This window comes from Granulicella sibirica (assembly GCF_004115155.1).
In the GTDB taxonomy this organism is placed as follows: Bacteria; Acidobacteriota; Terriglobia; order Terriglobales; family Acidobacteriaceae; genus Edaphobacter; species Edaphobacter sibiricus.
Window position 1 is genome coordinate 528,389 of sequence record NZ_RDSM01000001.1, and the last position, 24,557, is coordinate 552,945.

A 24,557-nucleotide genomic window follows, 5' to 3' on the forward strand; every position below is an offset into this window, starting at 1 on the left:
TCAACTTCAGCAAGGACTGGGTGTGGGATCACTGCTGGAGAAAGACTCCCAGGCTTTCCGTCATACCAAGAGCTTGGGCAAGATGCATCTTCCGGATGACCTTGTCACCGAACTCAACGCGTGGAAGTTGGAGTGTAAAGAAGCATCCTGCCGGGGTAGTCTCTGCAGGAGCGAGGCCCACCGGAGATGCTCTCCAGATGACGCGATGTTTCCGACCGCGGAAGGAGGGTTCATCGACACCTCCAACTACCGCGAAAGGGTCTTGAAGCCTCTCGGGGAAACAGTAGGTATTGAGAAGCTGAACTTCCAGATCATCCGCCGCACGATCGCAACTCACCATGATGGCCGGTGACACCGCACGACTATCATGGCCCTGTGGTAAAGGTAGCGATCGCTTCGTATGTGTTGAGATGGTTGCCCGCAATATCCGTGAGGTACCAGTTGGGATTTACTACCTCGAAATCGTAAATCGTACCTGCTGCGAGCGGAGAAACGGGTGTGAGCGAGACCGTCGTGTTATCGGTCGATATGCTCAGCGTAGTGGGGATGACAGCCTGCGTGTTGTGGTTGAGCAGAACAACGTGATTGCTGTCGATCAGCACTGGGTTCATTGGCTCGCTGAAAGTCACTTTCAGCGGTGTTCCCATGGATACGCCGGTGGTCGCGTCCGCTGGAATAAAGCCTGCGACGGTTGGGCTCACGAAGTCTACTCCCGAGCCGGTGGTAAAGGTACTTGTGACTAGAGCGATCGGATTGCCCGAATAATCCGTAACGCCAGTAATGCTGTAGGTGTATTGGGTATTCGGTTGCAGAGTGTTAGCCAGAAACACGCTGACCTCTGTGTCCCCGATGTTCTGCCCAGTCGCGATGTACAAAGGATTTCCGCCCTGTGGCTTAAGGGTGACGTTGCTCAACGAATTCTCCGAGAGCGGCTTATCGAAGAGCAGGCCAAGGCTGGTTGCGTTGAACGGCCCCTCGCCAGTGTTCAATGGGACATTTGTTGCTCCGCTTGGGGGATTCGTGCGAAGTAGCGTTGGACCAGTGCTGCTCGGCCCGCTGCCCGTGGTGAACTGAACGTACCCCGTATAGGTATTGTTGCCCGTAAGATCAAGAGCTCCGACACACTGATAGCCATAGCTGGTGTCTGCGGTCAAGGCTGAGACCGGCTTTATGGTCACCGATTCCATGTCCGAGGAGAAGAGGAATGTGGATGGCACGCGTGCGTTGGTACCCGTGAGGCTGACATAAGTCTGGTCAGCGCTGACACTGCTGGGGTCGACCGGCTTCGAATACCGGCAGGAGAAGGTCGCATTGGTTCCGATATCCGTGGTTCCGTAGCCAAAATCAAGCGTCACGTTCGCGGCGCTGAAGTCCGGTGCAGGCGCTGTGGTGAACTGGGATGAGGCTTTCGCAAGCGCGTTGCCCGCGTAATCCTCTACCCCGTCGACACTTACCTGGAGAGTCGTCGAAGGGGGCAGAGGATTCACCGGGGTAAACGTCGCCCCGATGAAGTCGTATCCGCTTGTCCCGTAGTCGGAGCTCAGCGTAAGTGTGCCCGGTATGCTTACGCTTCCATGCATCACTTTTACAGTATCCGTGGTCACTGTAGTCGCGTCGACGGGTTTGGAGAACACCAGCCGAACCATGCCATTCGTGCCGACATTCTTTGATCCATTCGGCGGCCCAATCTTCACCGCACCTTGCGAGGTATCCGGACCCGCCGTCGTGGTGAAATTGATGCAGGTTCCCTGCGCGGTCACCCCATTGGTGCCCTTGATCGATCCGCTCTGGCATACATAGTAGGCGGTCGAGGGCAACAACGGCGTGGCTGGTGCAATGCGCACCACGGCCGGCGATAGAAGGGTCACGTTCAGCGCAGGAATGGCCCCATAGTAGCTGTAAAAGGACGCCGAGCTCAGTGTGGACGCATCGATGGGCAGGCTGTACTGCTCATCGAATACGGCGTTCGTCGGGACATTCGTCGAAGAGGAAGCCGGGCTCCCCGCAACGATGATCGGCGCACCCATCGGATCGGGTACCGCCTGCACATAGAAATAGCCGGACCTCGCCTGGATAGCGTTGCCGTTCGTATCGTAGACATTCGAGAAGAACCACTGGACGACTGCCCCCGCCGGGAAGGGTACCTGCGGCGTATATTGCACCTCGTATCCGCTGGCGACTGCCTGTACCGTTCCCGGATATACCTCTCCGTTCACCGTGACAACCAGGTTTCCCTGAACGGTGGAGGGGTCGACCATCTCGTTGACAAAGAGCGTAAGCAACGAATCAGACGGAACGTTACCCACTGAAGACGGAGCCGTCGTCGTGACGTATCCGGTGGCGTTTGAAGTGGCGCTCATCGTCTGGAATGTACTATCGAAGGTTGTGGCTAGACCGTTGCCCGACATATCGGTAATACCCCCGGCAGGCAGAGTCACGGTGTACTTCGTACTGCCGTAGAGTGCCCCGGTGTTGAAGGTCACGGTAAGGTTATCCGGCGAGAAGCTCACGCTCCCATAGTTCTGAATACTCTGTCCCGCTGAGAGCAACGCGCTGCTGCCGCCATAGCTTACGCTCGATGGGTTGATCGACTTGTTGAAGGTGACGGAGACCTGCGTCGTGAGAGGAACGCCGGTTGCATTCGCCGCCGGATTGATCGAGACGACCTTCAAAGGAGTGGTGTCGGGTGACGCCGAGCTCACCGTGAACGAGAGAAGCTGCGAGTAGCAACTGCCGTTGAGGAAGACATCACCCTGCACATCCGAGGGGCCGCCGCAGGAGACAACATAGATCTGCGCTCCAGCCGGATAGGGGGCGACCGGGGTAAACGTGACCTGGTTACCACTGACCAAATAGGTGCCGGCCAGACCGAGGCTCCCGTTATAGGTATTCAGGACGCGCAACGTACTATCGTTGACCGAGGCCGGGTTCAGTATCTGGCTGAACGTCAGGATGATCGCCTGCGTGTTCGCTACGTTCGCCGCACCTGACGGGATGTTCGTGCTGGCGAGCGTCAGCCCATCGGTACCGGCGGACGTCCCGGTTCTGAAGTTTGTGTTCGAAAGTGTCGCGGGATTTCCATTGGCATCGTTGAAACCGCCTGCCTTTACGGTGTAGGTGACGTTCTGGCTCAGCGGGTTCGTTGGGACGAAGGTGAGTGTCTGCGTGTCCGTCAAGCCGATGGTGCCCGCGACGGCTTGACTCAGGTTGTCGAGCACCTGGATGGAGCTCTGCGTCCAGCTTGTGGGATCGATCGGGGCGCTCGAAGTTGCCACGACGTGCGTGTCGAGCGGGATACCCGTTGCTCCCGCGCCCGGGCTGACCGTAATCGAGGGCCCGGTCGTGTTCGTTCCCGCGCCGGTGGAGAAATAGATAGTGAGCCCATTGCCATTGTTGCCGTTTGCATCCTGGAATCCATAGCCGGCTGCAAACTCGTACTGTCCATTCGGAGCGATCGCGTGCAGCGGTTCCAAGGTCACGCTCAATCCATTCGTGGCAGGAATCACGCTGATCGGAATGTTTTGACCGGTGTCGTCCCGGTACATCCGGAAGCTACTGGTCGTCACCGTGATCGGATTCAGCGGCTTATTGAAGTAAAACTTCGGCGAGATGTTCGTCCCGACCTCAGCGCCGTTCGGCGGATCATAGGCGACGACCTGTGGCCCGGCCAGATCGAACGTGGCTCCCGTTGTAAAGCTGTTGGTCACGGTCGAGAGCGTGTTTCCGGCAGGATCCTTCACCCCTGCGATCCGCACCTGATAGGTGGTATTCGGCGTCAACGGGGTCTGCGGCGTCAACTGAAGGATGGTGTTCCCATTGCTGGTCGTGGTAGTGATCGGGACGGAATTGACTCCCGCCAGAAGCTCCACACCACTAAGAGTGTTCGGGTCGATTCCACCCGTGAACTGCGCTTCAATCAGCACGTTCACTCCGACTCCTGTCGCTCCACGCAGCGGGTTCAGATACTGCAGCGTGGGTGCCGAGGATGCCGCCGCAAGCCCTGCGGTGAATGAGAAAGAGTTGCCCTGGAGCTGGTTGCCGGCAAGATCCATCCCGGAGTAGACCTGCAGCACGTACTGTCGTCCCGCAGCCAGCGGGGCGTTCGGAACGAGATACGCCACGGACTGGTCTGCGCTGAAGGTAAGTGTCGCCGGGACATAGGTGCCAAGGAGGTAGTCGTAGATATCAATATTTCGGGTATTCAGGGTGGTGATATCCATTGACTCGCTGAACTGCACGGTAACCGTCGCGTTGACCGGAACCGTCTCTCCATCACCGACGCTGCTGTAAACAATCGTGGGCGGCGTGAAGTCCGGACCCGAGGCGGTCTTGAAGTGCGAGGAGAACGACGCCGCGTGGCCCTCGCCGTCGAGCACACCCTCGAGCGTCATGGTCAGGTCCGCGTTCACCGGCAGAGGCGAACTTGGGACAAACTGCACGCGCGTGTTATCCGTGCTGATCATGTAGCCGCCAGGGAGTGACGCGCCTCCATTCGCGACCTTGAAGGTATTGTTGTTAATGCTTGCCGGATCGATAGCCTTGCTGAAGACGATCCCCGGCGTTGCGTTCACACCGATGTTGATCGCCCCGTTATACGGTACGGCGCTCACGATCGTCGGGACCGTTGTATCGTCCGCACCAGTCGGGAAGAAGTAATATTCCGTCTGCTGCGCAGGAACGCTTGTCGTGCTGCGCAGCCCGCTCTCGATTACCAAATATACCGGAGACCCTGTTAGATCGCTCTGCGGAATAATCCGAATCGTGTTTGGCTGCGGCTGCGAGAGGGTGGCAGCCAGATTGGATCCGCCGTTCCCCTGGTAGGTGAGGTATATGTTCGTCGCGTTGACTGTGCCCGGATCGATCGGAGCACTGAACTGAAGTTCGAAGATCGAGTTTGGTACGGTGCCTCCCCCTGCAGCGGGATACGCGGCCTGGAGTGTAGGAATGGTCATACTGGTATCAGCTGCCACCGTGAAGTAGCCCCCCGTCGCCGTGAAGCTACTGCCGTAGGTGGCATCCACGAGATCGGCTGTCACGGTCCACTGGATGAGCGCCCCCGCGACGTAAGGCGAGCTTGGAGTGAACTGCAGGGTATAACCGCTATCGAGAACCTGGATAGCGCCAGGGATCAACACGCCGTTCTGCGAGACTTTCAGGGCGGCATTGGCGCTTGACGTGCTGATTGGCAGACTGGTGAAGAGAACGAGCGGAGAGTTGGCCGGCACGGACGTAGCGCCGCTGCCCGGCCGTGCCGTCACGATCGTGCCGTGGGTATTCGAGTCGACCGGTGCCGTTGTGAACTTGCTGCTGAAATTTGCGACTCCCTGCCCCGACATATCCTGCAGATTGCTTTTGATCAAAGCCGTCATCGCCGTACTCGCGGGCAATGGGTAGCAGTTGAACTGCAGCGTCGTGTTGTCCTGCGACTTCATGTAATTCGTACAGTTCAGGTTGTCGCCGGCGTAGAGCGCAAAGTCCGTTCCACTGCTGGTGGGATTGATCGTCTGCGGATTGAAGGAGCGGTTGAAGGTCGCAACGACGGGAGCGTGCAGACCGATGTTCGTACTATCGGGTGCGGGAGAGAAGGCCGTCACCGCGAACGGTGCGCTCGGCGCGATCGACGTTGCGTTCGTGGTGAAGTAGAGGAGTGTGTTGACGTTCCCGAGCGACTCTCCGGCCGTATCCACGGGACCGCCATAGCTGTTGACGTTGATCTGCGTATTCGCCGGGAACGGGCTATCCGGGGTGTAGATCACCTGGCTTCCGTTCACCTTGTAGCTCCCGGCAATCTGGCTATAGCTCGCGCCGGTGTTTAGGACCTGAATGGTATTCGCGTTGACCGTAGCTGGATCGAGCGGATGGTTGAAGGTCAACGTGATGCTTGTACTCGTGGCCACCCCCGTCGCCTGTATCGCGGGCGTGCTCCTGACAAGTTGCAGACCGCTCGTAAAGCTGACGCCACATGTCTGAACGGTGGCTTCCAGGCGGAAGGCGTCAATGTTGTCGTTCGTCGTGGAGTAGACCATCGAGAGCGTGTTCACCCCCGCGTTGAGTGAGGCGACAGGGAGGGCGACGTTCAACGGCACGAGGGAATACGTGTCGATGGGCTGCGTAATGGGAGTGCCGTTCAATTGCAGGCCCCCGGTGATATCAACGGCCATCGAGCCAACAAGGCAAAGATTCGAGAGGTTATAGCCTGTAAGGTTGAACGTCCTTGAGAAGACACCAGCCGTATTCCCCGCAGGACTGTCCGGATTCAGCGTAATCCAGGAGGAGTTAGGCCCATTCGATGCGTAGCTTGTAGACCAGTCTCCATCTCCCGGCCCATCGATCTTCGCCGCGACCGGAGCGTTCGATCCTACCGTCACCACCCAGTTCGCGTCGCTTGTGTTGTCGGTCGTGCTGAGCATGCCCGAAGCAAGGAAGCCCGTGGAAAGAGAGATCGGCGTAACGGTGGTGGTCGTGGTGAACTGGCTATTGAAATTCACCCCAACGTTGCCTGCGAAGTCCTGATACCCGGTGAGCGCTACCGTGTACTTCGTCATGCCTTTCAGAGAGTTCGTTGGAAGGAAGGTAAGGGTAAGCTGGTCGCTCGACAAAGTCGCAGTGCCGGGTATTGGGACGCCACCATCGGGCGTCACCGTCATGGTCCCGGGGAAGTCCGGATCGACCGGTTCGTTGAAGTGAATGGCCACCTGTGCGTTCAACGGTACCGTGCTCGTTCCATCCGAGGGACTGACGCTGGCTACCTGGGGTGGAGTCGAGTCCGACGAGGCGCCTGTGATGAAATACGCGTAGTTGCCATAGAGGGTGTTGCCATCCATGTCGAACGTGCCGCCGCTGAAGGCGAAGGCGTAAGCCGTGTCGGGGAGCAACGGCATTGCCGGCACGAAGGTCGCGCTCAGCCCGTCCGCCGCTACGTTCACCGTGCCGCGCAGGTATTTGCCGCTGTCGTAGTCATACAGGAAGAGGTTGCTGGCATTGACGTCGATCCGGTTGACCGGCTTCGAGAAGTTCACCTGGGGAGTGAAGTTCGTACTCATGTCCGGCTGGAAGTACCCGAAGCTCACGCCCGAACTTCCGTTCGTCGTGTCCGGTCCAGCGCCCGTAGTGTACGCGAAGGAGCCGGTGCCAAGGACGTTGCCCGCCGCGTCGGCCAGTGGCGCGCCATAGTTCACCGTATAAGCCTGGTTCGGTGCGAGCGGCTGAGAGGGAGTGAACGTGACGATCGTGCCTGCTGTGCACTGATACGAGTAGTAGAACGAATACCCGTAGAAGCAGTTCGTGTTGGTGTTCCAACTGTATGAACCCGGGATGCTATTTACCCCGTCGCTTACTGTCAGACCGGTCTGCGTCGACTGATCCATCGGCGTGTTGAACTCGACCTGGATCGTAGCGTTTGTTCCCACGTTTTTGATATCGGCGATTGGGTTCACCGCGACCACCTGGGGCGCGGTCGTGCTCGCCGTGAAGCCAGTGGAGAAGAGAGTGGCGTAAGCATCGAGTGCATTTCCTGAAGCGTCGGTGATGGCGCTCGTCAGGTACAGTTCATAACTGGACCCGACGGCGAGGGGCACCGTCGGGATGAACGTAAGCACACGGCCCGAGGCATCCAGGCTGATGGAGCCAGAAACGCTGATCTGTCCTTGGACGCTGCTCTCGAGGTACACGTTCACGTCGGTGGCGGTAAAGCTCGTCCGGTCCATAGGCTGGCTAAAGACCGCGGTGATCTTGGTATTGATCGGCACTCCGCCTTCGTAGTAAGCGGGGCTGGAGAAGAGCACCGTCGGTGGAGACACCGTCGTTGGTTGGACGGTGAAGCCCGCAGGGACTGTCTCTACCTCACCACCGGTCGTCACGGTAACGTCTCGCGGTCCGAGGTCCGCATCCGCGTCGATATTCAGGGTGGCTGTCAGGGTGGAGGGACCATTGACCGTCACCGGGCCCGCCATCCCGTCCACGCCGGTGCCCACCGTAATGCCCGGTCCGAAGCTCACCTTGGTGGACGCGCCCCAGTTGGTGTACTGCCCCGTGATCACTACCGTGACCGTCTGGTTTGGCGTGCCGATGTTCGGGTTGATCACGGTGATGACGGCAGTGCCTGGTAGCACAGTGAACCCGCCGGAGAGCGTTTCCGTCTCGCTCGCGGTCGTCACGGTTATGTCGCGCTCGCCCGCGTAGGTGTTTGCATCGATCGTGATGTTGGCCGTCAATTGGGTAGCGTTGGCTACCGTTACGGAGTTCACCGTGACTCCAGAGCCTAAGCTGATCGTGGAGACACCCTGCTTGAACGTCGTGAACTGGCCCGTAACGACAACGTTGGCCGTGTCGCCGACCTTGAGCGATGCGGGTGTAGCGGAGATCAAGCCAGGCTGGCCTGCGAGCACGGAGAAGCCGCCGGTGATCGACGCCGTCTCACTGCCCGTGGTCACCGTCACCGTCCTCGATCCTAGGGTCGCTGACGGACTGATGGTTATATTCGCCGTCGCGGACGTGGGGCTATTCACGGTTAACGAGTTTGTTGTGATTCCGGCGCCAAAGCTCGCCGTACTGGTGCCATTCAGGAAGTTGGTCAGCACGCCCACGAGGCTTACGCTCAGGTTGGTTGCGCCTTGAGGACCCGTCGACGGAGACACGTTTCCGAGCTTCGCGCTGCCAAGCGTGACGCCGAAGCCACCAAGGATGGTGCTCACTTCTCCCCCGGTGGTGAGGGTTACATCGTAGCTGCCGATCGGGGTACTGGTCGGGACGGAGACCGTCACATTGGCGTGGAGGGCATCGACCACGCTGACGCTGGTCACTGTGATCCCTCCGCCAAAGCTGGCCGACGTCACGCCGCTCATGTAGTTGGTCTGGCTCCCGGTGACGAGCACGGTCACCGATCGCCCCTGTCCGCCGCTTGCGGGGCTCAGGCTGAGGATGGCCGCGGGACCGTGGACCACCTGGAAGAGCGTGCTGCTTGAGACCACCTCGGTGCCGGTCGTAATCACGACGCTGCGCGATCCGAGAGCCGTCGTCGGCTGCACGGTGATGTTGACCGAAAGCGAGGTCGGACTGAGAGCGTTTACGGAGTTCACTTTGATTCCCGGGCCGAAGCTGGCTGTCGAGCCGGATCCAAAGTTAGTGTTGATCGTCGTGATCGTGACGGTCTCGGTCTGTCCAAGCGCTCCGGTGGCGGAGTTGATAAACAACATCTCCGGCTCAGTCTGCGTGATCTCGAACGCGTTCACCTCGGTTGCGACCTCGCCGAGTGTGGTCGTCGTGATATTGACCAAGCCAGGCGTGGCGTAGCTCGAAACCGTGATGGTAGCGGTTGCCAGCGTCGTGGAGTTCACATTGAAACTGTTGATGGTAACGCCCGGGAACGCAAGTTGGGTCAGCCCCTGCTGCCAGTGCGTGTTTGTCCCATGAAGCGCGACCGTGTAACTCGAGCCCTGTCCTCCACTCGATGGAGAGACGCTGCCGACCGCCGCCGGACCGGGGCTGATGGAAACCGCGTTAGGAAGCGTAAGCGTCTGCGTGCCATTGCTCACGGTCAGCGTTCGCCCACCGGGGCTGGTCAGCGGATCGACATAGGCATCTACGGTCAACGACGTATCGCTGGTCACAATCGTGTTGGAGAGCGTGATGCCCGCACCGTAGTCGACTGCCGGAGGATTCGAGGTCCACTGCGTCGCCTGGCTCAGAATGGTGAAGGTCACTCGACTCTGCTGCTGTATCGAACCAGGTCCCGAAGAAAGAAGAAGCGGGGTGCCTGCCTGGACGACGAATCCATTGTTGATCGTGGCGACCTCACCTAGCGTCGTCGCGGTAACGTACGTGGGCCCAATCGGCGCAAGTGCAGGCAGGGACAATACAAGCGTGGCGTCCGTCGGGCTGTTGACCACAACGCTCGCAGTCACGATGCCTGCTCCGAACTGGAATCGAGTCGCAGGTCCCCAGTGCGTATTCTGCCCTGTCACTTCTATCGTCAACGTGCTTCCCTGTAACGCCGTGTTCGGCATCAGCGCCGAGATCAAGGCAAGGCTGGGCGTTACGGAGAAGCCGACGCCGCTGGCCACGACTGTTCCCATGGTCGCCGTAATAGTTCTTCCTCCGAGCGGCGCCAGTTGGTCGATGCTGATATTCGCCGTTGCAATGGTCGGGCCAAGCACGGTAATCCCGTTGACCGTTATGCCAGACCCGAAATCGAACAGGGTGTTGGCGTCGAAGGTCGTGTATTGACCGATGATGTTGATCAGTACGTTTGCTGAGCCCTGCATCGCCTGTCCGGGGTCGATGACGCTCAGCATCGGGGTTACGCCGCCCGGACCGGAGGTGGATGAGACGACCGTGAAAGTGGCGGTCTCCGTCTCCGACCCCGTGGTGAAGACGATCAAGCGGGTGCCTGAAGCCGCCGACGGAAGAATCGTGATATTCGCAAGCGCGCTTGTCGGGCCGGTCACCTGGAAGGTGTTTACCGCTATGCCATCGCCGAACGTCGCCGTCGTGGCGGCATTGATCGGGCCTGGATCCCAGTGTGTATTGGAACCTGTGAAGCTGATCGTGAAGGTCTGACCAGTCAGCCCCTGCGAAGGCACGTAATACGTGATAGCAGGAACCGGCGGTGGCGGAACGTAAATCTGGAAGTTACCCGTAAGGACCTGCGTTCCGGTACGCACGAAAACAGTCCGATAGCCGATCGGCGCGTTCGGATCGATAGAGATGACCGCATTGAGCGTCGTGGAGTCCTCTACCTGCTTCGTCACCAATGTGATACCCGGTCCAAAGTCGGGCGTCGTGGTCGAGTCCCAGTTCGTGTAAGCCCCGTGGATCGTGACCTCGAGTCCATTCGTGCCGGGCTGCCCATAATTCGGGTCAAGCGCCGTCACGACCGGGATGCCACCCGTAAGCACGAAGCCTCCGGTATCCACCAGCGCCTCGCCTGCGGTAATCATGTAAATGGAGCGTGCCCCCGGGAGTGCTGTCGGAGAGATGGTCAGGTCGACCGTCGCGCTCGTCGGGCTGTTGATGATGACCGCATTGATCTTGATGTCGGTGCCATAGCCCGGAATGCTGAACTGCGTAATGTTCTGTGCCCAGTGAGTTGCCGAGCCGGTGATCTGGACACGACCTGCTGACCCTGGTTTCCACCGGCCGGCGCAACCTTCGTGATGGTCGCCGGTCCTGTGGCAACGCTGAACACCCCGGCGGACACGATTTCGCTTCCCGTCGAAGCTCCAGGCGCGCAGACCGAGCCCGCGCCCGGAGTAAGAAGTGCGCAAGGAACTCCCGGAGTTGTCACCGTGACTGTCCGAGTCCCGGTGTAGGAGAGCGGATCGATGCTGAGATTCACGGTGAGGTCCGTCGCGTCGAGATAACTCACGCTGTTGACCGTGATACCCTCGCCGAACGTTACCATGCTGGCAGAGTTGAAGTGGGAGTATTGCCCGACCAGTTGAACCGTGACGTTCTGCATACCCTGCTGGGCGTGATCCGGAAGCGCTTCGTTCAACGTCGCCACGCCTGCGCCGACCTGGAAGGCAAATTGCTGCGAGGCGCTCTCGCCAAGCGTCGACAGCGTCACGGTGTGATAGCCCGTTGGTGCGGCAGTGGTCACTGCAATTGAAACCGTGGCGCTTGTAGCACTATTCACCATGACGTTGCTCACGTTGATGCCGGCACCGAAGCTAGCCGTCGTTTCCCCCGGACTGAAGTGCGTCGCGGAGCCCGTGATCGTTACCGATGCAGTTGAACCCTGGACACCGCTTGCCGGCGAAACCGCATTGATCTGGGCCGCGCCCTGGGTCACGCAGAAGGATCCCGGCAGACTTACCTGCTCGCCTCCCGTCGTCACGGTGATCGTGTGCCCGCTCGGCGTGCAGATCGCATCGATGTAGGCGAGGGGACTGATCGTGATATTTGCGATCGCACTCTCGGAGTCAAGCACGGTGAACGAATTCACCTGGATATCCTGGTTGAACGCCGCCGTCGTCACTCCCTGTACCCAGTGCGTGAATCGCCCAAGAAGCTGGAGATTTATTGTCGCTCCCTGCTCCCCACTCAAGGGTGTTGTACTCAACAGCGACGGAAAGCCTGCTTCGATGTCGATGGCCTGGTCCAGTGTCACCGACTCTCCATCGGTCGTCATCGTCAACGAGGTAAACCCGAGCTGCGCCCCCGACAGCACGGTGACCTGCACCGTAGCGGTGGTTGGGCTGTTGATCGTAAGCGCGTCGATGACAATTCCCTGTCCGAACGCCGCCATCGTCTCGCCCTGGAGCCAATGCGTTCCAACGCCGATAAAGTTCAGACGCACGGTCTGGAGCTGCGCGACCACCGGTGGGCCCGAAGGCACTCCGGTGAGATCCTGTACCGCCGGTTGCACCTTCACGATCTCGGCCCCACCTGGTGTAACGCTGAACCCGGCGCCGCTCACGACATCATCGCCCGTAATGAGGATGACTGTGTTCTGCCCGACAGGAGCGCTCGGCGAAATCGCGATGGTCGCCGTTGCTGTCGTCGGACTCGTCACCTTGAAGTCCGAAACCGTCACACCTGCCCCGACGATCGCCTCGGTCTCCCCGTCGACGAAGTCCGTGAGAGACCCCGTGATCATGATGTCCTCTGTCGCCCCCTGTGCTCCGCTCGGCGGCGTCACGCCCACAAGCGTCTCGCTCGCCGGTGCATCCACGCTGAAGCCGATCAGCAGTTGCTCCGCGCCGGTGTTCACATAAGCTACGTGGTACCCCGGCATCGCATTCGGCGAGACTGTGATCTGCGCAGTGAGGTCGGTGATGCTATGCACGATAACCGTATTGACAGTAATGAACGGATCGAACAGCACCGCCGTCACAGCCTGCGTGAAGTGGGTGTTGACTCCCGTGATCTCCACGTCAAGCGTGGTGTTCTGCGCCGCGTGATAGGGCGCGATTCCGAGCAGTCCCGCAGAGCTTACATTGAACGAAGTAGAGACGATCTCGCCGCCGGTGGTAAACGTAATGGTGCGTGCTCCGGGCGTAGCGGATGGATCGATGATCAGTTTTGCGGTGGCGCTGTAGCGGCTTGTGAAGTTCAGGTTCACGAGCCTGACACCCTGCCCACTCACAACCGGAAGCGTCGCGGTGTTGAAGTGCGTGAACTGCCCTGTGAAGCTGACGCTGACCGTGCTGCCTGGCTGACCGTTCGCAGGGCTCACCGTCAGGCTGGGGGTCTGCGCATAGACCGAGACGGACGCGGAGACCACCTCGCCGCCAGTCGCCATGTAGAACTGATGCGAGCCCACTGGGTTATCAGAGGGAACGGTGATTCTTAGCATGGCCTGCGTCCCATTGACGATCGTCACCTCGTTGATCTGGATCGGGTCGAAGGGATCCGGATAGAACGCCGCCGTCGTCGTGCCCTGCACCCAGTGCGTATTCGAACCGGTGACGGAGAGAGTGACCTGCGCACCCTGCGCTACGCTGCCTGGGCTCACGCTCGCGATCGCGGCGCTGGAAGCGGTCACTGTAAAGGTGAATGGATAGATTGTGGCATTGCCCGCAGGACCGCTCGTCAGTCTCGCTGTGCGCCCCCCCACCGAAGCGTTCTGGCTGATCGTTAGACCTAAGACCACGTCTGTCGTCGAGATCAGCTGGTAAGAGTTGACAGTAATGTCGCCGCCAAAATCTGCAAGCAGAGCACTCGCGTTGAAGTTCGTAAAGACGCCCTTGATCTCCACGTTAAGGTTCTGACCCTGCTGCCCCGAAGAGGGCGAGACCGACGCAAGATAAGGAGTCGCTCCCGTAACGGTGAACGCGTTCGGCAGCGTCGCGAGCTCCCCGCCCGTGGCGACCTGCACATCGCGCAGGCCTGGCGTAGCTCCCGGGCTTATGGCGATATTCACCGTTCCCGTGTTGGCGCCGACCTGCACATCGCCGACATTAATACCATCGCCAAAGCTAGCCGTCGTCGCACCCTGTACAAAGTGCGTTCCCGAAGCCTGGAGCGTGATCACCTGGTTGCCGCCCTGCGGTGCCGTGTTGGGGCTTATGCTGATGAGCGCGGCGTGGTTGGCCATGACGGTGAAGGCGCCACTCCTTGACGTTGCGACCTCGCCACCGGTTACGAGCGTGATCGTGCGTGGCCCAATCGGAGTCGTGTTGCTGATCGTAAGGTTAGCGATCTCTTCCGTCGTGCTCTTCCAGGTCAGCGAGTTCACCGTGATCCCGTCGCCGAAGTTGGCGTAGGTCACCCCCTGCACGAAGTGAGTTCCGTCTGAGATCAGGTCGACATTGAGTGTCTGACCCTGTGCTCCAGAGTTCGGGTTTACCGTCAGGATAGTGTGGGAATTCGCGGTGTCGGCAATGATGAACGCGGCGGCCAGCAGCGCTGTCTGCGTACCGGTGACGACGCGGATCCTCCGCGCTCCCGGGATCGCGTCCGGGGCAATCTTGAGCACGGCATGAATCGTGTTGGCCGTCGCATCTGTAGTGGTGGCAATGATCCCGCTCGGAATCGTGCTACTCGGCGCGTCGAAGGTCACGATGGACCCTGGCCCGAAGCTCGTGTACCCATTGCCGGTAATCGTCACCGCTACTGTCTGTCCCGGGACGCCTGCGCCCGGCGAAACCTCGGCGACCGAGGCCGGGGGATCCTGCGTCGTCCCCGATCCAAGCAGCCCGACCGATAGCGGCAATCCACCTGCCGCCGTGCCCGTGATCGTCAGCGTCCCCGAACGGACCCCGGTCGAGGCCGGGGTGAACGCGACCGAAATCGCACACGACGACTTAGCTGCAATTCCACCCGCCGGACAATTGCTGGCAGTGGAAAAGTCCCCCGACGCCGCCATGGTGAAGATCTCCGCCTGGCTCTCATGGTTAGTCAGCAGGATCGTCTTTGGTGCGCTCGTCGTGCCGATCTTCTGTGCGGTGTAGTTCAGCGAAGCTCCACTTACCGTCAGTGGGAGGCTGCCTGTCCCGGAGAGATTGACGACCTGTGGACTTGTATATGCATCGTCATAGATCTGCAGTTGCCCGTCGCGCACTCCACCTACACTCGGCAGGAAACTCACAGTAACAAAGCAGGATGCTGATCCCGCCAGGGTGGCCGGGGCCATTGGGCAGGTCGTCCCAGTCTGGACAAAATCGCCGTTGAACTGCATCCCTGTGATGGTCAAGGGCACACTTGGATTCGCGTTACGCACCGTCACGGTTCGGTACGGGCTTGTGGTTCCGACAGGCGCGGCAAAGTTCGTGATGGAGGCCGGCGACATCAGCACCGGCGCGCTTCCCGGTCCGCTGAGTGCGACAGTCCGTGGACTGCCCATCGCGTCATCGACGATCGTCAGCGTGGCCGTCCTCGTCCCCGTCTCCCTCGGCGTGAAGGTAACCCCAAGCGTGCAGCGCGCCGTCTCCGGAACGGCTGACGGAGCAACGGGACAGTTGCTCGTCACGGCGAAGTCGCCCCCGTTCGGCCCACTGATCGTCGCGGACGCGATGTGCAGCGGCACGCTCTGTTGGTTGTAGACCGTCTCGAGCAGTGGAGCACTCGTCGTTCCTAGAAACTGGGCACGGAAGTTGAGCGCGCTGGGCTGCAGCTCCACCGGCATCACGCTGGTAGCTCTGAGGGAGAACGTCAGGCTGCCTGCGCCAGGTGCGTCGTCCTGGATCGTAATCGTGCCCGGGTTCGCTCCCGCCGTGGTGGCATTCAGGCTGACGGCGATGGTGCAGCTTGCACCGGATGGAAGCGTGTTCGGAGCCGCGGGACACGTGCTGCCGGCGTCGAGCGTATACCCGCCGGCGAACCCGCTGATCGAGGCGATGGTCAGCGGAATCGCCTGGTTATTCTTGAGCGTAACGCTCGCGATCTTCGGCACGTTCACTACCACGGTGCCAAAGTTGAGCGCAGTCGTACTTAGACTCGCGGGCGGAATCCCGCTCCCCGTTAGCGTCGCGGTCTGCGGGCTTGTCACCGCATCGTCGGTAATCGTCAAGTGGCCCGCGGGGATGGCTCCCACCACGGTTGGCGTAAAGATGAGGTTCACCACGCAACTGCTGGCCGGTGCGACCGGGGTGCCGGCGACGCACGTCGTTCCCGCAGGAACGATGGCATACGGTCCGGAAACGGCAAGGCCGCTGATGTTCAGCGGGGTCACCTGGTAGTTGATGAGCTTGAGGCTCTTTGCCGCGCTCGACGTATTGACGACTACTGCGCCGAATCCAGCACCGGACGGCGAGAGTACGGTCGCAGCCACGCCTGTCCCGGAGAGCGACGTAGCCAGTGGGCTGTTATTTGCCACGACCGTAGCCTGTCCTGTCGTCGGCGCAGACGCCGTCGGCTTAAAGACGATCCCAAAGACGCAGGTAGCCCCCGCGTTCAGTGTCGCGCCCGGCCCAGTCGAGCAGGTCGTCGTGCCTGGGTCGAGTGAAAAAGGACCGCCGAACAGGATGGATTCGATCGAAGCCACGCTCGTCTGGTTGTTCCTCAGCGTGATCAGCTTCGGCGCACTTGCTGTGTTTACCGCGACGGCACCGAAGCCAAGCCGCGACGGGCTGAGCGTGAGCGGAAGGATGCCGTTTGCGCTCAGCGTGACGGCCTGGGGGGTATTTGCCGCATCATCGTTGACGGTCAACGTGCCTGGCTGTTCGCCCACGCTCGCGGGTAGAACCTTGAGGGCAATCGTGCAGCTCGCACCAGCCGCCAGCGAGCCGTGTGTTGCGCAGGACGTGGTGGAATCGAGGGAATAGACACCTGGAGATACACTGATAGAGCCAATCTGCAGCGGCACGGCCTGGTAGTTAGTCAGCGTGACAGTCCGAGTTATGCTCGTCGCGCCTATGACCACGTTGCCGAAACCAAAGGCAGCGGGCGACAGCATTGCCGGATTCACGCCCGCGCCGCTTAACGCAAGGGTTATCGGCGAAGCGCTTGCGCTATCCGCAATGCTCAACGTCCCCGTCTGCGTCCCAACGCTCGCCGGCGCAAAGCTTACCGAAACCTTGCAGCTCTTCCCTGTCGCCAGGTTGATCGGCATTGGGCCGCATGCGGAGGGATCGGCAATGAAGATGCCGCTCGTCGAGCTAATTGCGCCAATCGTCAACAGGCTCGCCTGGTTGTTCGTCACCGTAACGAGTTGAGGAGCGCTGTACGTCCCGATCACCGTCGGCCGAAACGCGAGGGCGGTGGCAGAGACCGAAACCGGCGGCAGTCCAGTTCCGGCCAGATTGACCACCAGCGGACTTAGGTCTGCAGAATCCATCACAGTGAGGGCCCCGGCACGCGCGCCGGGGGTGGTCGGCATAAAGCTTACTGAGATCGTGCAACTTGCACCCGATGCGACGGACGCCCCACACGTCGTGATGCTGACCGCGAAGTCACCGCTCGCCTGAACAGACCCGAGCGTGACGGTCTGCGGTTGGTTATTGGTAAACGTGACGAGTTTGCTCGAGGAGGTTTGCCCTACAAGGAGTGAGCCGAAGTTGATAGCTCCGGGAGATACCGTAGTTGCCCCGCCCGTGGTGCCCGTGCCGTTCAACCGGACCGTTGCAGGGGAACTGCTTGCATCACTGCTGATCGTCAACGTTCCTGTCGCTGCGCCACTCTCGACCGGCGAAAACACGAGCGAGACAGAACAGGAGAGATGCGCGGCAAGCGTATTCGGCGAAAGAGGACAGTCAGTCGCGGTAACATTGAAGTTCGCGGAAGGCCCAATTCCCGAGATCGTCAGCCCCGTCCCCTGCTGGTTCGTCACGTTCAACGTCACTGCCGGAGATACCGTGTTCACCGGCGTCGATGGAAAGGTGACGCTACCCGGACTCAACGAAACTTGTGCAAAGGCGACGCCGGAGAACAACCAGCAGAACGACGCAAAGATCAGCTTGACCAGTTTCCCGGCGGAAAGTGCACTACGGCTCGACATCTCAACTCCTCCACGAGCGCATCACTGCCGCCGGGCGGGGAGACATCTACCGGCTGCTTCGGATGTTGCTACCTGGCCCGTTCGCGCCCAATCTCCGCGCAGTGGTCAAATTCGGGAAACCGATACAGCGGGGCCAGGTTCTGGAAAGCCAACAACCTTGCAGCACAGGTGACGAAAGCTCCATTCGCAAAAGGAGCTTTCTTTGATACAACCGAATTATTCCTAAACGCAAAGGAAGTCAACGATGATCTGCGTTCGCATCGAGGAATTGTTCAAAGCGGACGAATTGGACGAAATCGAAACGAGGCGAAGGACTTGCTAGAACGGCGTCCTCTAGCCGCTTGTCGACCCTTTTATACAGACAGGTCCCAATCGCATTCTGCGACCTGATTCCGGTGCAGACGCAAAGGACGGCAGGGGCTGTTCTTTAAAACACCGCTGCACTGCGTCAACCGTACGCCGGGTATCACGGCACATGTTCGAAGAGGCCCTTACCAGAATGAATGAGCGGGCGACCGCAGCTGCGATGCGGCTGCGAAGATCTGTCGTCGAACGTCCCTTCTCAACCATCAAATACCGCATCTTCGGTCATCCACGTCTCCTCATGCGCGGACGGGCAGGCGCTCACATCGAGCTCAGCCTCGCAGTCATGGCCTACAACCTCGAACGGATGGCAAATGTCCTCGGAAACGCCAGGCTGACGCAGGCGCTCCAGATAAAGTGATCGAAGCTGAGCTCTGTCCGCTCTAAGCGGCGCGAAGACCAGGTGTTGGGGCGTTGAACCTGTCGAGTTCGTAATAGACTCGTTCCTCCTCCTGCACCTTTCCCCTTCTTCTCCGTCAATTAGGGTTGATGGCCGAGAGAACCATGAGCTCGAACTCTTCCGCAGCACGAGTTGAACGCTCAACCTTAGCTCGCAGAGCAGAGCCCTGAAATAGATTGACGATGAAGCGAGCCATTGTGCCGGGAGAGAGACTGGTATCGAGGGTACCGTCTTGCTGCCCCTCGACAATTGCACGTTCGAAGGAATCGCTCCACACATCAAAAATCTTTACCAGTTGCAGGCGCAAGGCCTCGCTCTGGTGAGCAAGCTCGAGCGCCATATTTCCGACGAAGCAGCCTTCGTAATTTCCGGCGGCCTTCGATGTCGCGATCGCGAGCAGAGCGATCAACTTCTCTTTCCCGGTGGTATCGGTCCGATTAATAACTGCTTCGCACTCCACAATCCACTGATGAAAATAGGCGCTCAGAGCCTCGCCTGCAAACTCTTCTTTAGAACGAAAGTGGTTGAAGAAGGAACCCTTGGGCACTCCTGCAGCCTCGACGATGCTATCGACCGACGACACCGCGTAACCGCGCTTGTGAAGCTGTCGAACACCAGCCTGCAAAATGTCTGCTCGCTTCGAAAGACGTGCCAAGAAAGAATCCTCTCGTTGCAGGATACATCAAACTGACCGGTCAACTTAGCAACCAGGAAAGGACGGAAAACGAGTGAAAGCAGCTGTCTATTACGAAAATGGGGGACCTGAGGTCTTCCGCGTCGAGGATGTTCCGCTTCCGACCTGTGCGCCAGATGGCGTACTCATCAAGGTATCTTCCATTTCCATTGAAGGCGGGGATCAGATCAGTCGCGAGACTGTACCACCCGTAAATACACCCCACATCGTGGGTTATCAGTGTGCAGGAGAAATTCTGGAAGTCGGTTCTGAGGTTCGAGATCGGCTGGTCGGGCAACGAGTCGTTTGCATCGTGAGTTGGGGCTCTCACGCTGAGTATGTCGCGGCACCCGCCGCGATGACATGGCCGCTTCCCCCAAGTCTCAATATAGACATTGCTTCCGCCGTTCCCGTGGCTTTCGCGACGGCCAACGAGTGCTTGTTTACTGTGGGCAACTTACAAAAAGGACAATCGGTACTCATCCATGGCGGCTCGGGCGCGCTAGGCCTTGCAGCAATTCAGATGGCAGTCCATGCCGGCGCGTCCGTTTTCACCACTTCCTCGGACGATGCAAAGTTAGAAAGGCTGAAATCTTATGGGCCGGTTGTCACCATCAACAATGTTCGCGAGAACTTCGTGGAAGCGATCCGGGCTCAGACCGGAGGTGTGGGTATCGACCTGGTAGTTGACAGCATCGCGGGCAAGACTCTCCCACTCAGTGTCGCTACCTTGAAATTCGGAGGCCGGGCAATCTTCGTTGGCGTGTCAGGACGCGATCTTGAGGGATTCGATCCCTTTGCGCTGTGGCCGAACTGCACCAGCCTTCACGGGGTCTACATGCCCCGAGCCTTTGAAGCGGACTACGTACGCAATCACGCGGTGGTCGCCGACTGCTTGGACAAAGTTGCACGAGGAGAACTAAAAGTTGATATCGATCGCGTTTTTTCGCTTTCAGATGTCGTCCCCGCATACGAATATCTTCAGAGTCGTAAGGGCTTCGGCCGAGTTCTTCTGCGGCCCTAAACGGCCGCGCCATAGAGCATCTCTAAGAACTGCGATTGCGGAGCCTCACGGGAACTACCAAGCGGTGCTCGTGAGGCTCCGCGATCTCAAGCAGTCAACGCTGCGCGATTCCTCTCGATAAACTCGCGGAACGTTGTTGGTTTCTCTCCGCCAATCTTTTCCACTAGATCATTGGTGCCAGCGAATACGCCGTTATGGTGATCGATTGAAATCTCTCGAAGATGCTGCCAAAAGAAGTCATCGTCAAATTTCCGGCCCTTGCCTTGAAGCATTGCTCTGAGTGCGGTCGGTTCAGTACGTTCGTATCTCACGGCCTTCCCTAAGATCTGCGCCACCATCTCCGTCATCTCGGGGAAAGACATCTCCTCCGCTCCATAGAGGGGATACACCTGTCCGCTGTGGGCCTCAGGAGCTACGAGGATGTTCGCGATAACACGCGCCTGATCTCCAGTGGTGATGGGAGCGTGAACTCCAGTGCCCATAGGCAGCGGCAAAAGCCCCGCTTTGATGAAACCGGCAAAATACAGGATCCATTCCGCGAACAATGTCGGCCGAAGATGAGTGACAGGAACCCCTGAACGACCAAAGAGTCGTTCAGCGATCCAATGGTTTTGAGCTGCATGGCTCTTCGCGACTCGGCGCGCCGAAGCCTGGGACATGTTTACGATCGCTTGGAGTTTCGCTTCCTGCGCCGCCTGTGCGAAGTAGGCGGTGGCTTCGAGGATACCCGGAGCAATCGGGTAGATAAAGTACGCGCTGTGAATACCCTCCACAGCCGCGCGAACCGAATCGAAATCGAGTAAATCGCCTACACAAATCTCGACACCTTGCCGTTTAAGGTTCTTCGACCGCTCATCTTCTTTATGCACCAGAGCCCTTACGGATTTTCCGCGTTCTGCCAGCAGTTTGATCGTTGCTGATCCAGTTGCACCCGTCGCTCCAGTGACCAAAATCGTTTTGTCGCTCATTTCTCTCCTTGTGGACTGAAGCTCGAGTTCGATGCTTCACGCCTACAATGATTTAGATACCTAACGACATCTAAGCGATGCGAGATCGTGTGAAGTGATTTGGACTTCCTGGGGCGGTTGCGATTTCAGACATCCCTCAAAGAAAAGTCTGGGTTCGCTTTGTTGGTAGTGCTGATGGGGTGATCCTCGCACACAGGCGAATCGCACATGCTCAGACGAGTTGCCGATGATCGCGAGGCTTGGAATTGATAAGATTCCGTCTAGCATCTAAAAATTGTTGATTCGTCCGATAGAGAGGAATAGATGATGCGAAAGTCCCGTCACGAGACCGAGGCGACGCGCAAACGCATCGTCCAAACGGCCTCAGAAGCTTTTCGAAAAGACGGCATTGCCGAGACAGGGTTGAAAGACCTCATGTTGGGCGCAGGGCTAAACACCAAAGGCGGGTTCTATAAACACTTTGAGTCGAAAGACCAATTAGTAGCGGAAGCCATACGTTTTAGCTTTGGACAAGTAACGAACCGGATGCAGGCTTCCACTGCCGGCCCAACCCCGGAAAAGCTCTAGCGGCGCTGGTGAAAGGCTATCTCGCCCCAAGGCATCGCGATCGAATCTCCGACGCGTGCCCTCTTTCGGCTTTGGGGACCGAACTCCGCCGTTCTGATGATTCAACCAGCGAGGTGACCCGCGAGGGCTTAAAGAGCTATGTCGCTCTGATCGCTCAACGGATCGACGGCGTGCCGGCCGAGCTTGCAATGAAGAGAGCAACAGCTATCCTCTCGGCGATGGTAGGTGCCCTTGTTTTGTCCCGCATCGCCAATAATGCAACTTGGTCAAATGCCATCTTGAAGGACACGTCTGATTTCATACTGCAGGAATAAGCCAAACTGCGCCGTCGGCGGCAGGTAGTCACTTCGATCTTCACCACACTTTATCCAATTCCGTCGCTTCCGTGGGCCGGGCGGCAGTGCTGATGATGATCCAGCCATTGCCTGCTCGTCTAAGTTCGAACGATACCGCAGCGCGATCGACTTCCGCTCCATCACTCCCGCGACGCGACATGATCGTCTCCACTCGACTGGCATTTTCGTTATAGGTGGTGATCGTCTTGTCGAGCGCTTCCGTGTGCGTGTAGCCGATCTTTTTCAGTACTTCTTGCATTTCATTCAAGACTGCGACGACTTCCTGTGGGGTATTCAGCCACTTCGCATGTTTAGGGCTTGAGGTGTGGAGAGGAATCCCCCAATAGAGAAGAATCCTCTCCGGATTCATCTTGCCCGCACCAATGGCGATAAACGCATTGAAATACTCCGTGAACCATTGATCAATTTCGTCGCGAATTGAGGTGAGTGTAGTCATTGTTATGCGCTCTCTTATTAAGCCGTTAGCTGGGCAAGTGTTTCGGAGGGGTTCTCTGGATTGAGCAGACCAGCAAGAAGCTCATAGGAATGGCGACGGGCAGCCCAATCAGTGGTCATGTCCTGTACCACGAATTCATCGATCTGAAAATCTTGTTCTATCCAATGCAACTGCTCCGCTACCTGCTCAAAGGTGCCTGTGACGTAGCGCGGAGGGACATAGCTTCTACGCTTGTATCTTTCGATAACGGGGACGCCACCTAACAGGGCTATTGCTTCTTCAGGAGATGGTTCGAGAAACTGCAACTTGCCCTGGCCGAGATAGTTATATGCCACCTGCACGGGACCGATCTGTCGACGTGCCTCAAACTCGGTATCGCTACAGACCACATGGAGTCCAAGACGAACTTCCGGCGATTGGACACCCGCCGATCCGGTAGCTGGTTTGAAATGCTCTCTATAGGCGTCCACGCATTCTCGGGTTGAGAATTGATTAAAGAAGCTAGCAAAGACATAGCGTAGCCCCCGCGAACCGGACGCTCGCGCACTCCAAGAGCTAGTGCCAGTAACGTGGAGCTGCGGACGGCTCTTGATGCTGTGAATGGGAATAGCTCCCAGAATGGAGTCCGCCTCAAAAGAGTTCTGGAGCCAATTTACGAGTTCATTCAACTGAACATCCGAATCAGGATGGAACGGTTTCGAGCGGTCCTGCTGTAAAGCGAGATCGATGATCGGCCCCGCAGTAGCGCGACCAATCCCGAGATCAATGCGGCCGGGATACAGCTCGTTTAGGGTGCAGAACACTTCTGCAATCCGATAAGCACTGTAGTGATTGAGCAGCACCGCACCAGACCCGATACGGATTCTCTTCGTACGAGCCGCCGCGGCCGTAATTAGCACCTCAGGCGACCTACCGACCAAAGATTTTGCGTGGTGCTCTGCGAACCAGATTCTTTGATAACCGAGATTCTCCGCCAGCACCGCGAGATCCAAGCTATGCTGTAACGCTTGAGATGGTGTCTCTCCTGGCTGCACGACTGAAAGATCCACGATTGAAAGTTTCACGCCTCCACCTCTTCCGACATGCTTCTATCGAACTCTTGAGACCACCGTGAGATGTTGCCTTCGGCCCTCGCTACGAAGTAGGTATCGCCTGCTGTTTTCGCACCATCAACGGAAGTCTTGGCGTACTGCAACGCCGCATCTGTGTTACCCAGCTTGGCTTCGATTTCAGCCTTGAGTGCCCAGTAGAAGTAGGGCTGTCGCTTGTTGATACCTAGCCCCATATCGATTCGCAGCAACGCGCCTTGGAGATCACCTATCTCATAGCAGAACTTAGCCGCCATGTAGTAGTCATCAAACGACGGTCCGCCGGATTCCGGAGCGGCATCTTCCAGTGCATTTCTCTGAGTCGGAATCTCGAATGGCACCGAAACTCTTGTCCGATCCCATGCAATTTCAAGGTTCGCTTCGAAATGACTCTGTTGCTCGATTGAAATGCTCAGCATCTCCGTGACCGATTTCGACCCGCCCGATGGCACTTCGACCGAGAGAGCGAGTGCTCTATCATCCCAGCACCTCGGAAGGCCGTAGCTACTCGTATCGGTGTAAAACATCACCTTCCAACCTTCTGGCCAGGGAACGACGTACAAGGCATATTTTCCGCGGGGCAAGATGCCGCTTTCAAAATTAAGATCTTGACTCGTGAATATCGTCGTGCATCCATTAGCACCGACGCGCCAAAGCTGTCCATAAGGCACAACTGCGCCAAAAATTTCGCGGCCTCTCTTGAGAGGCTGCGAGTATTCAATCTTTACGTCGATAAGACTCGAGTGGCTAATGATCGTCGTTGTGTAGGTTGATCTGTTCATCAATTCCTCCTGCGTTATGCCG

11 protein-coding genes are annotated in these 24,557 nt (G+C 58.5%); 4 read left to right on the forward strand and 7 right to left on the reverse strand.

Annotation, left to right across the window (positions count from 1 at the left end; genetic code table 11):
- Positions 1–365: 365 nt before the first annotated feature.
- Together GRAN_RS26025 and GRAN_RS02260 are read right to left on the reverse strand one after the other, a co-directional pair.
- Entirely contained in the window at positions 366–10,937 is a 10,572-nt protein-coding gene (locus GRAN_RS26025) for an Ig-like domain-containing domain (RefSeq protein WP_338323425.1), read from the reverse strand.
- 41 nt (positions 10,938–10,978) lie between these two features.
- Positions 10,979–17,878, reverse strand: coding sequence for a choice-of-anchor D domain-containing protein (locus GRAN_RS02260; RefSeq protein ID WP_128911389.1), 6,900 nt, complete (start codon positions 17,876–17,878; stop codon positions 10,979–10,981).
- A 379-nt stretch (positions 17,879–18,257) separates the two neighbouring features.
- On the opposite strand from GRAN_RS02260, the gene GRAN_RS02265 reads away from it, so the two are divergent.
- The gene (locus tag GRAN_RS02265) at positions 18,258–18,602 is read left to right on the forward strand and encodes a transposase (RefSeq protein ID WP_241654472.1); all 345 of its coding nucleotides are present in this window, start codon (positions 18,258–18,260) and stop codon (positions 18,600–18,602) included.
- Positions 18,603–18,717: 115 nt separating this feature from the next.
- On the opposite strand, the gene GRAN_RS02270 is transcribed toward GRAN_RS02265, so the two are convergent.
- Positions 18,718–19,296, reverse strand: coding sequence for a TetR/AcrR family transcriptional regulator (locus GRAN_RS02270; RefSeq protein WP_128911391.1), 579 nt, complete (start codon positions 19,294–19,296; stop codon positions 18,718–18,720).
- Positions 19,297–19,369: 73 nt separating this feature from the next.
- Between GRAN_RS02270 and GRAN_RS02275 the strand changes: the two genes are divergently transcribed.
- A complete protein-coding gene (locus tag GRAN_RS02275; RefSeq protein WP_128911392.1) occupies positions 19,370–20,338 on the forward strand; it encodes a quinone oxidoreductase family protein in 969 nt (322 codons plus the stop codon).
- A gap of 86 nt (positions 20,339–20,424) precedes the next feature.
- Here the strand turns inward: GRAN_RS02275 and GRAN_RS02280 are convergent, their stop codons facing one another.
- Positions 20,425–21,306 carry an NmrA family NAD(P)-binding protein gene (locus GRAN_RS02280; protein WP_128911393.1) on the reverse strand — a complete coding sequence of 294 codons (882 nt, stop codon included), beginning with the start codon at positions 21,304–21,306 and terminating at the stop codon, positions 20,425–20,427.
- Between the two features lie 303 nt (positions 21,307–21,609).
- Between GRAN_RS02280 and GRAN_RS02285 the strand changes: the two genes are divergently transcribed.
- A complete protein-coding gene (locus GRAN_RS02285) occupies positions 21,610–21,873 on the forward strand; it encodes a TetR/AcrR family transcriptional regulator (RefSeq protein ID WP_128911394.1) in 264 nt (87 codons plus the stop codon).
- Positions 21,874–21,881: 8 nt separating this feature from the next.
- Positions 21,882–22,187 carry an LmrA/YxaF family transcription factor gene (locus GRAN_RS02290; RefSeq protein ID WP_128911395.1) on the forward strand — a complete coding sequence of 102 codons (306 nt, stop codon included), beginning with the start codon at positions 21,882–21,884 and terminating at the stop codon, positions 22,185–22,187.
- Between the two features lie 40 nt (positions 22,188–22,227).
- On the opposite strand, the gene GRAN_RS02295 is transcribed toward GRAN_RS02290, so the two are convergent.
- The 3 genes from GRAN_RS02295 to GRAN_RS02305 are packed head-to-tail and all read right to left on the reverse strand — an operon-like array spanning position 22,228 to position 24,535.
- A complete protein-coding gene (locus GRAN_RS02295) occupies positions 22,228–22,665 on the reverse strand; it encodes a DUF6841 family protein (RefSeq protein ID WP_128911396.1) in 438 nt (145 codons plus the stop codon).
- A 17-nt stretch (positions 22,666–22,682) separates the two neighbouring features.
- Complete coding sequence (locus GRAN_RS02300; RefSeq protein ID WP_128911397.1) at positions 22,683–23,729, reverse strand: MsnO8 family LLM class oxidoreductase; 1,047 nt, start codon at positions 23,727–23,729, stop codon at positions 22,683–22,685.
- Positions 23,726–24,535 carry a DUF2911 domain-containing protein gene (locus GRAN_RS02305; RefSeq protein WP_161570807.1) on the reverse strand — a complete coding sequence of 270 codons (810 nt, stop codon included), beginning with the start codon at positions 24,533–24,535 and terminating at the stop codon, positions 23,726–23,728. Before GRAN_RS02305 ends, GRAN_RS02300 begins: the two co-directional genes overlap by 4 nt.
- Positions 24,536–24,557 lie beyond the last annotated feature (22 nt).

Bases quoted from the DNA above. Each gene is read 5' to 3' on its own strand.
- GRAN_RS26025 (WP_338323425.1), bottom strand. From the start codon at position 10,937: ATGATTACCGCAGGCGAGGCGCTGGTGGATACCGGAGGCTTCGTGCTT.
- GRAN_RS02260 (WP_128911389.1), bottom strand. From the start codon at position 17,878: ATGTCGAGCCGTAGTGCACTTTCCGCCGGGAAACTGGTCAAGCTGATC.
- GRAN_RS02280 (WP_128911393.1), bottom strand. From the start codon at position 21,306: ATGAGCGACAAAACGATTTTGGTCACTGGAGCGACGGGTGCAACTGGA.
- GRAN_RS02285 (WP_128911394.1), top strand. From the start codon at position 21,610: ATGATGCGAAAGTCCCGTCACGAGACCGAGGCGACGCGCAAACGCATC.
- GRAN_RS02295 (WP_128911396.1), bottom strand. From the start codon at position 22,665: ATGACTACACTCACCTCAATTCGCGACGAAATTGATCAATGGTTCACG.
- GRAN_RS02305 (WP_161570807.1), bottom strand. From the start codon at position 24,535: ATGAACAGATCAACCTACACAACGACGATCATTAGCCACTCGAGTCTT.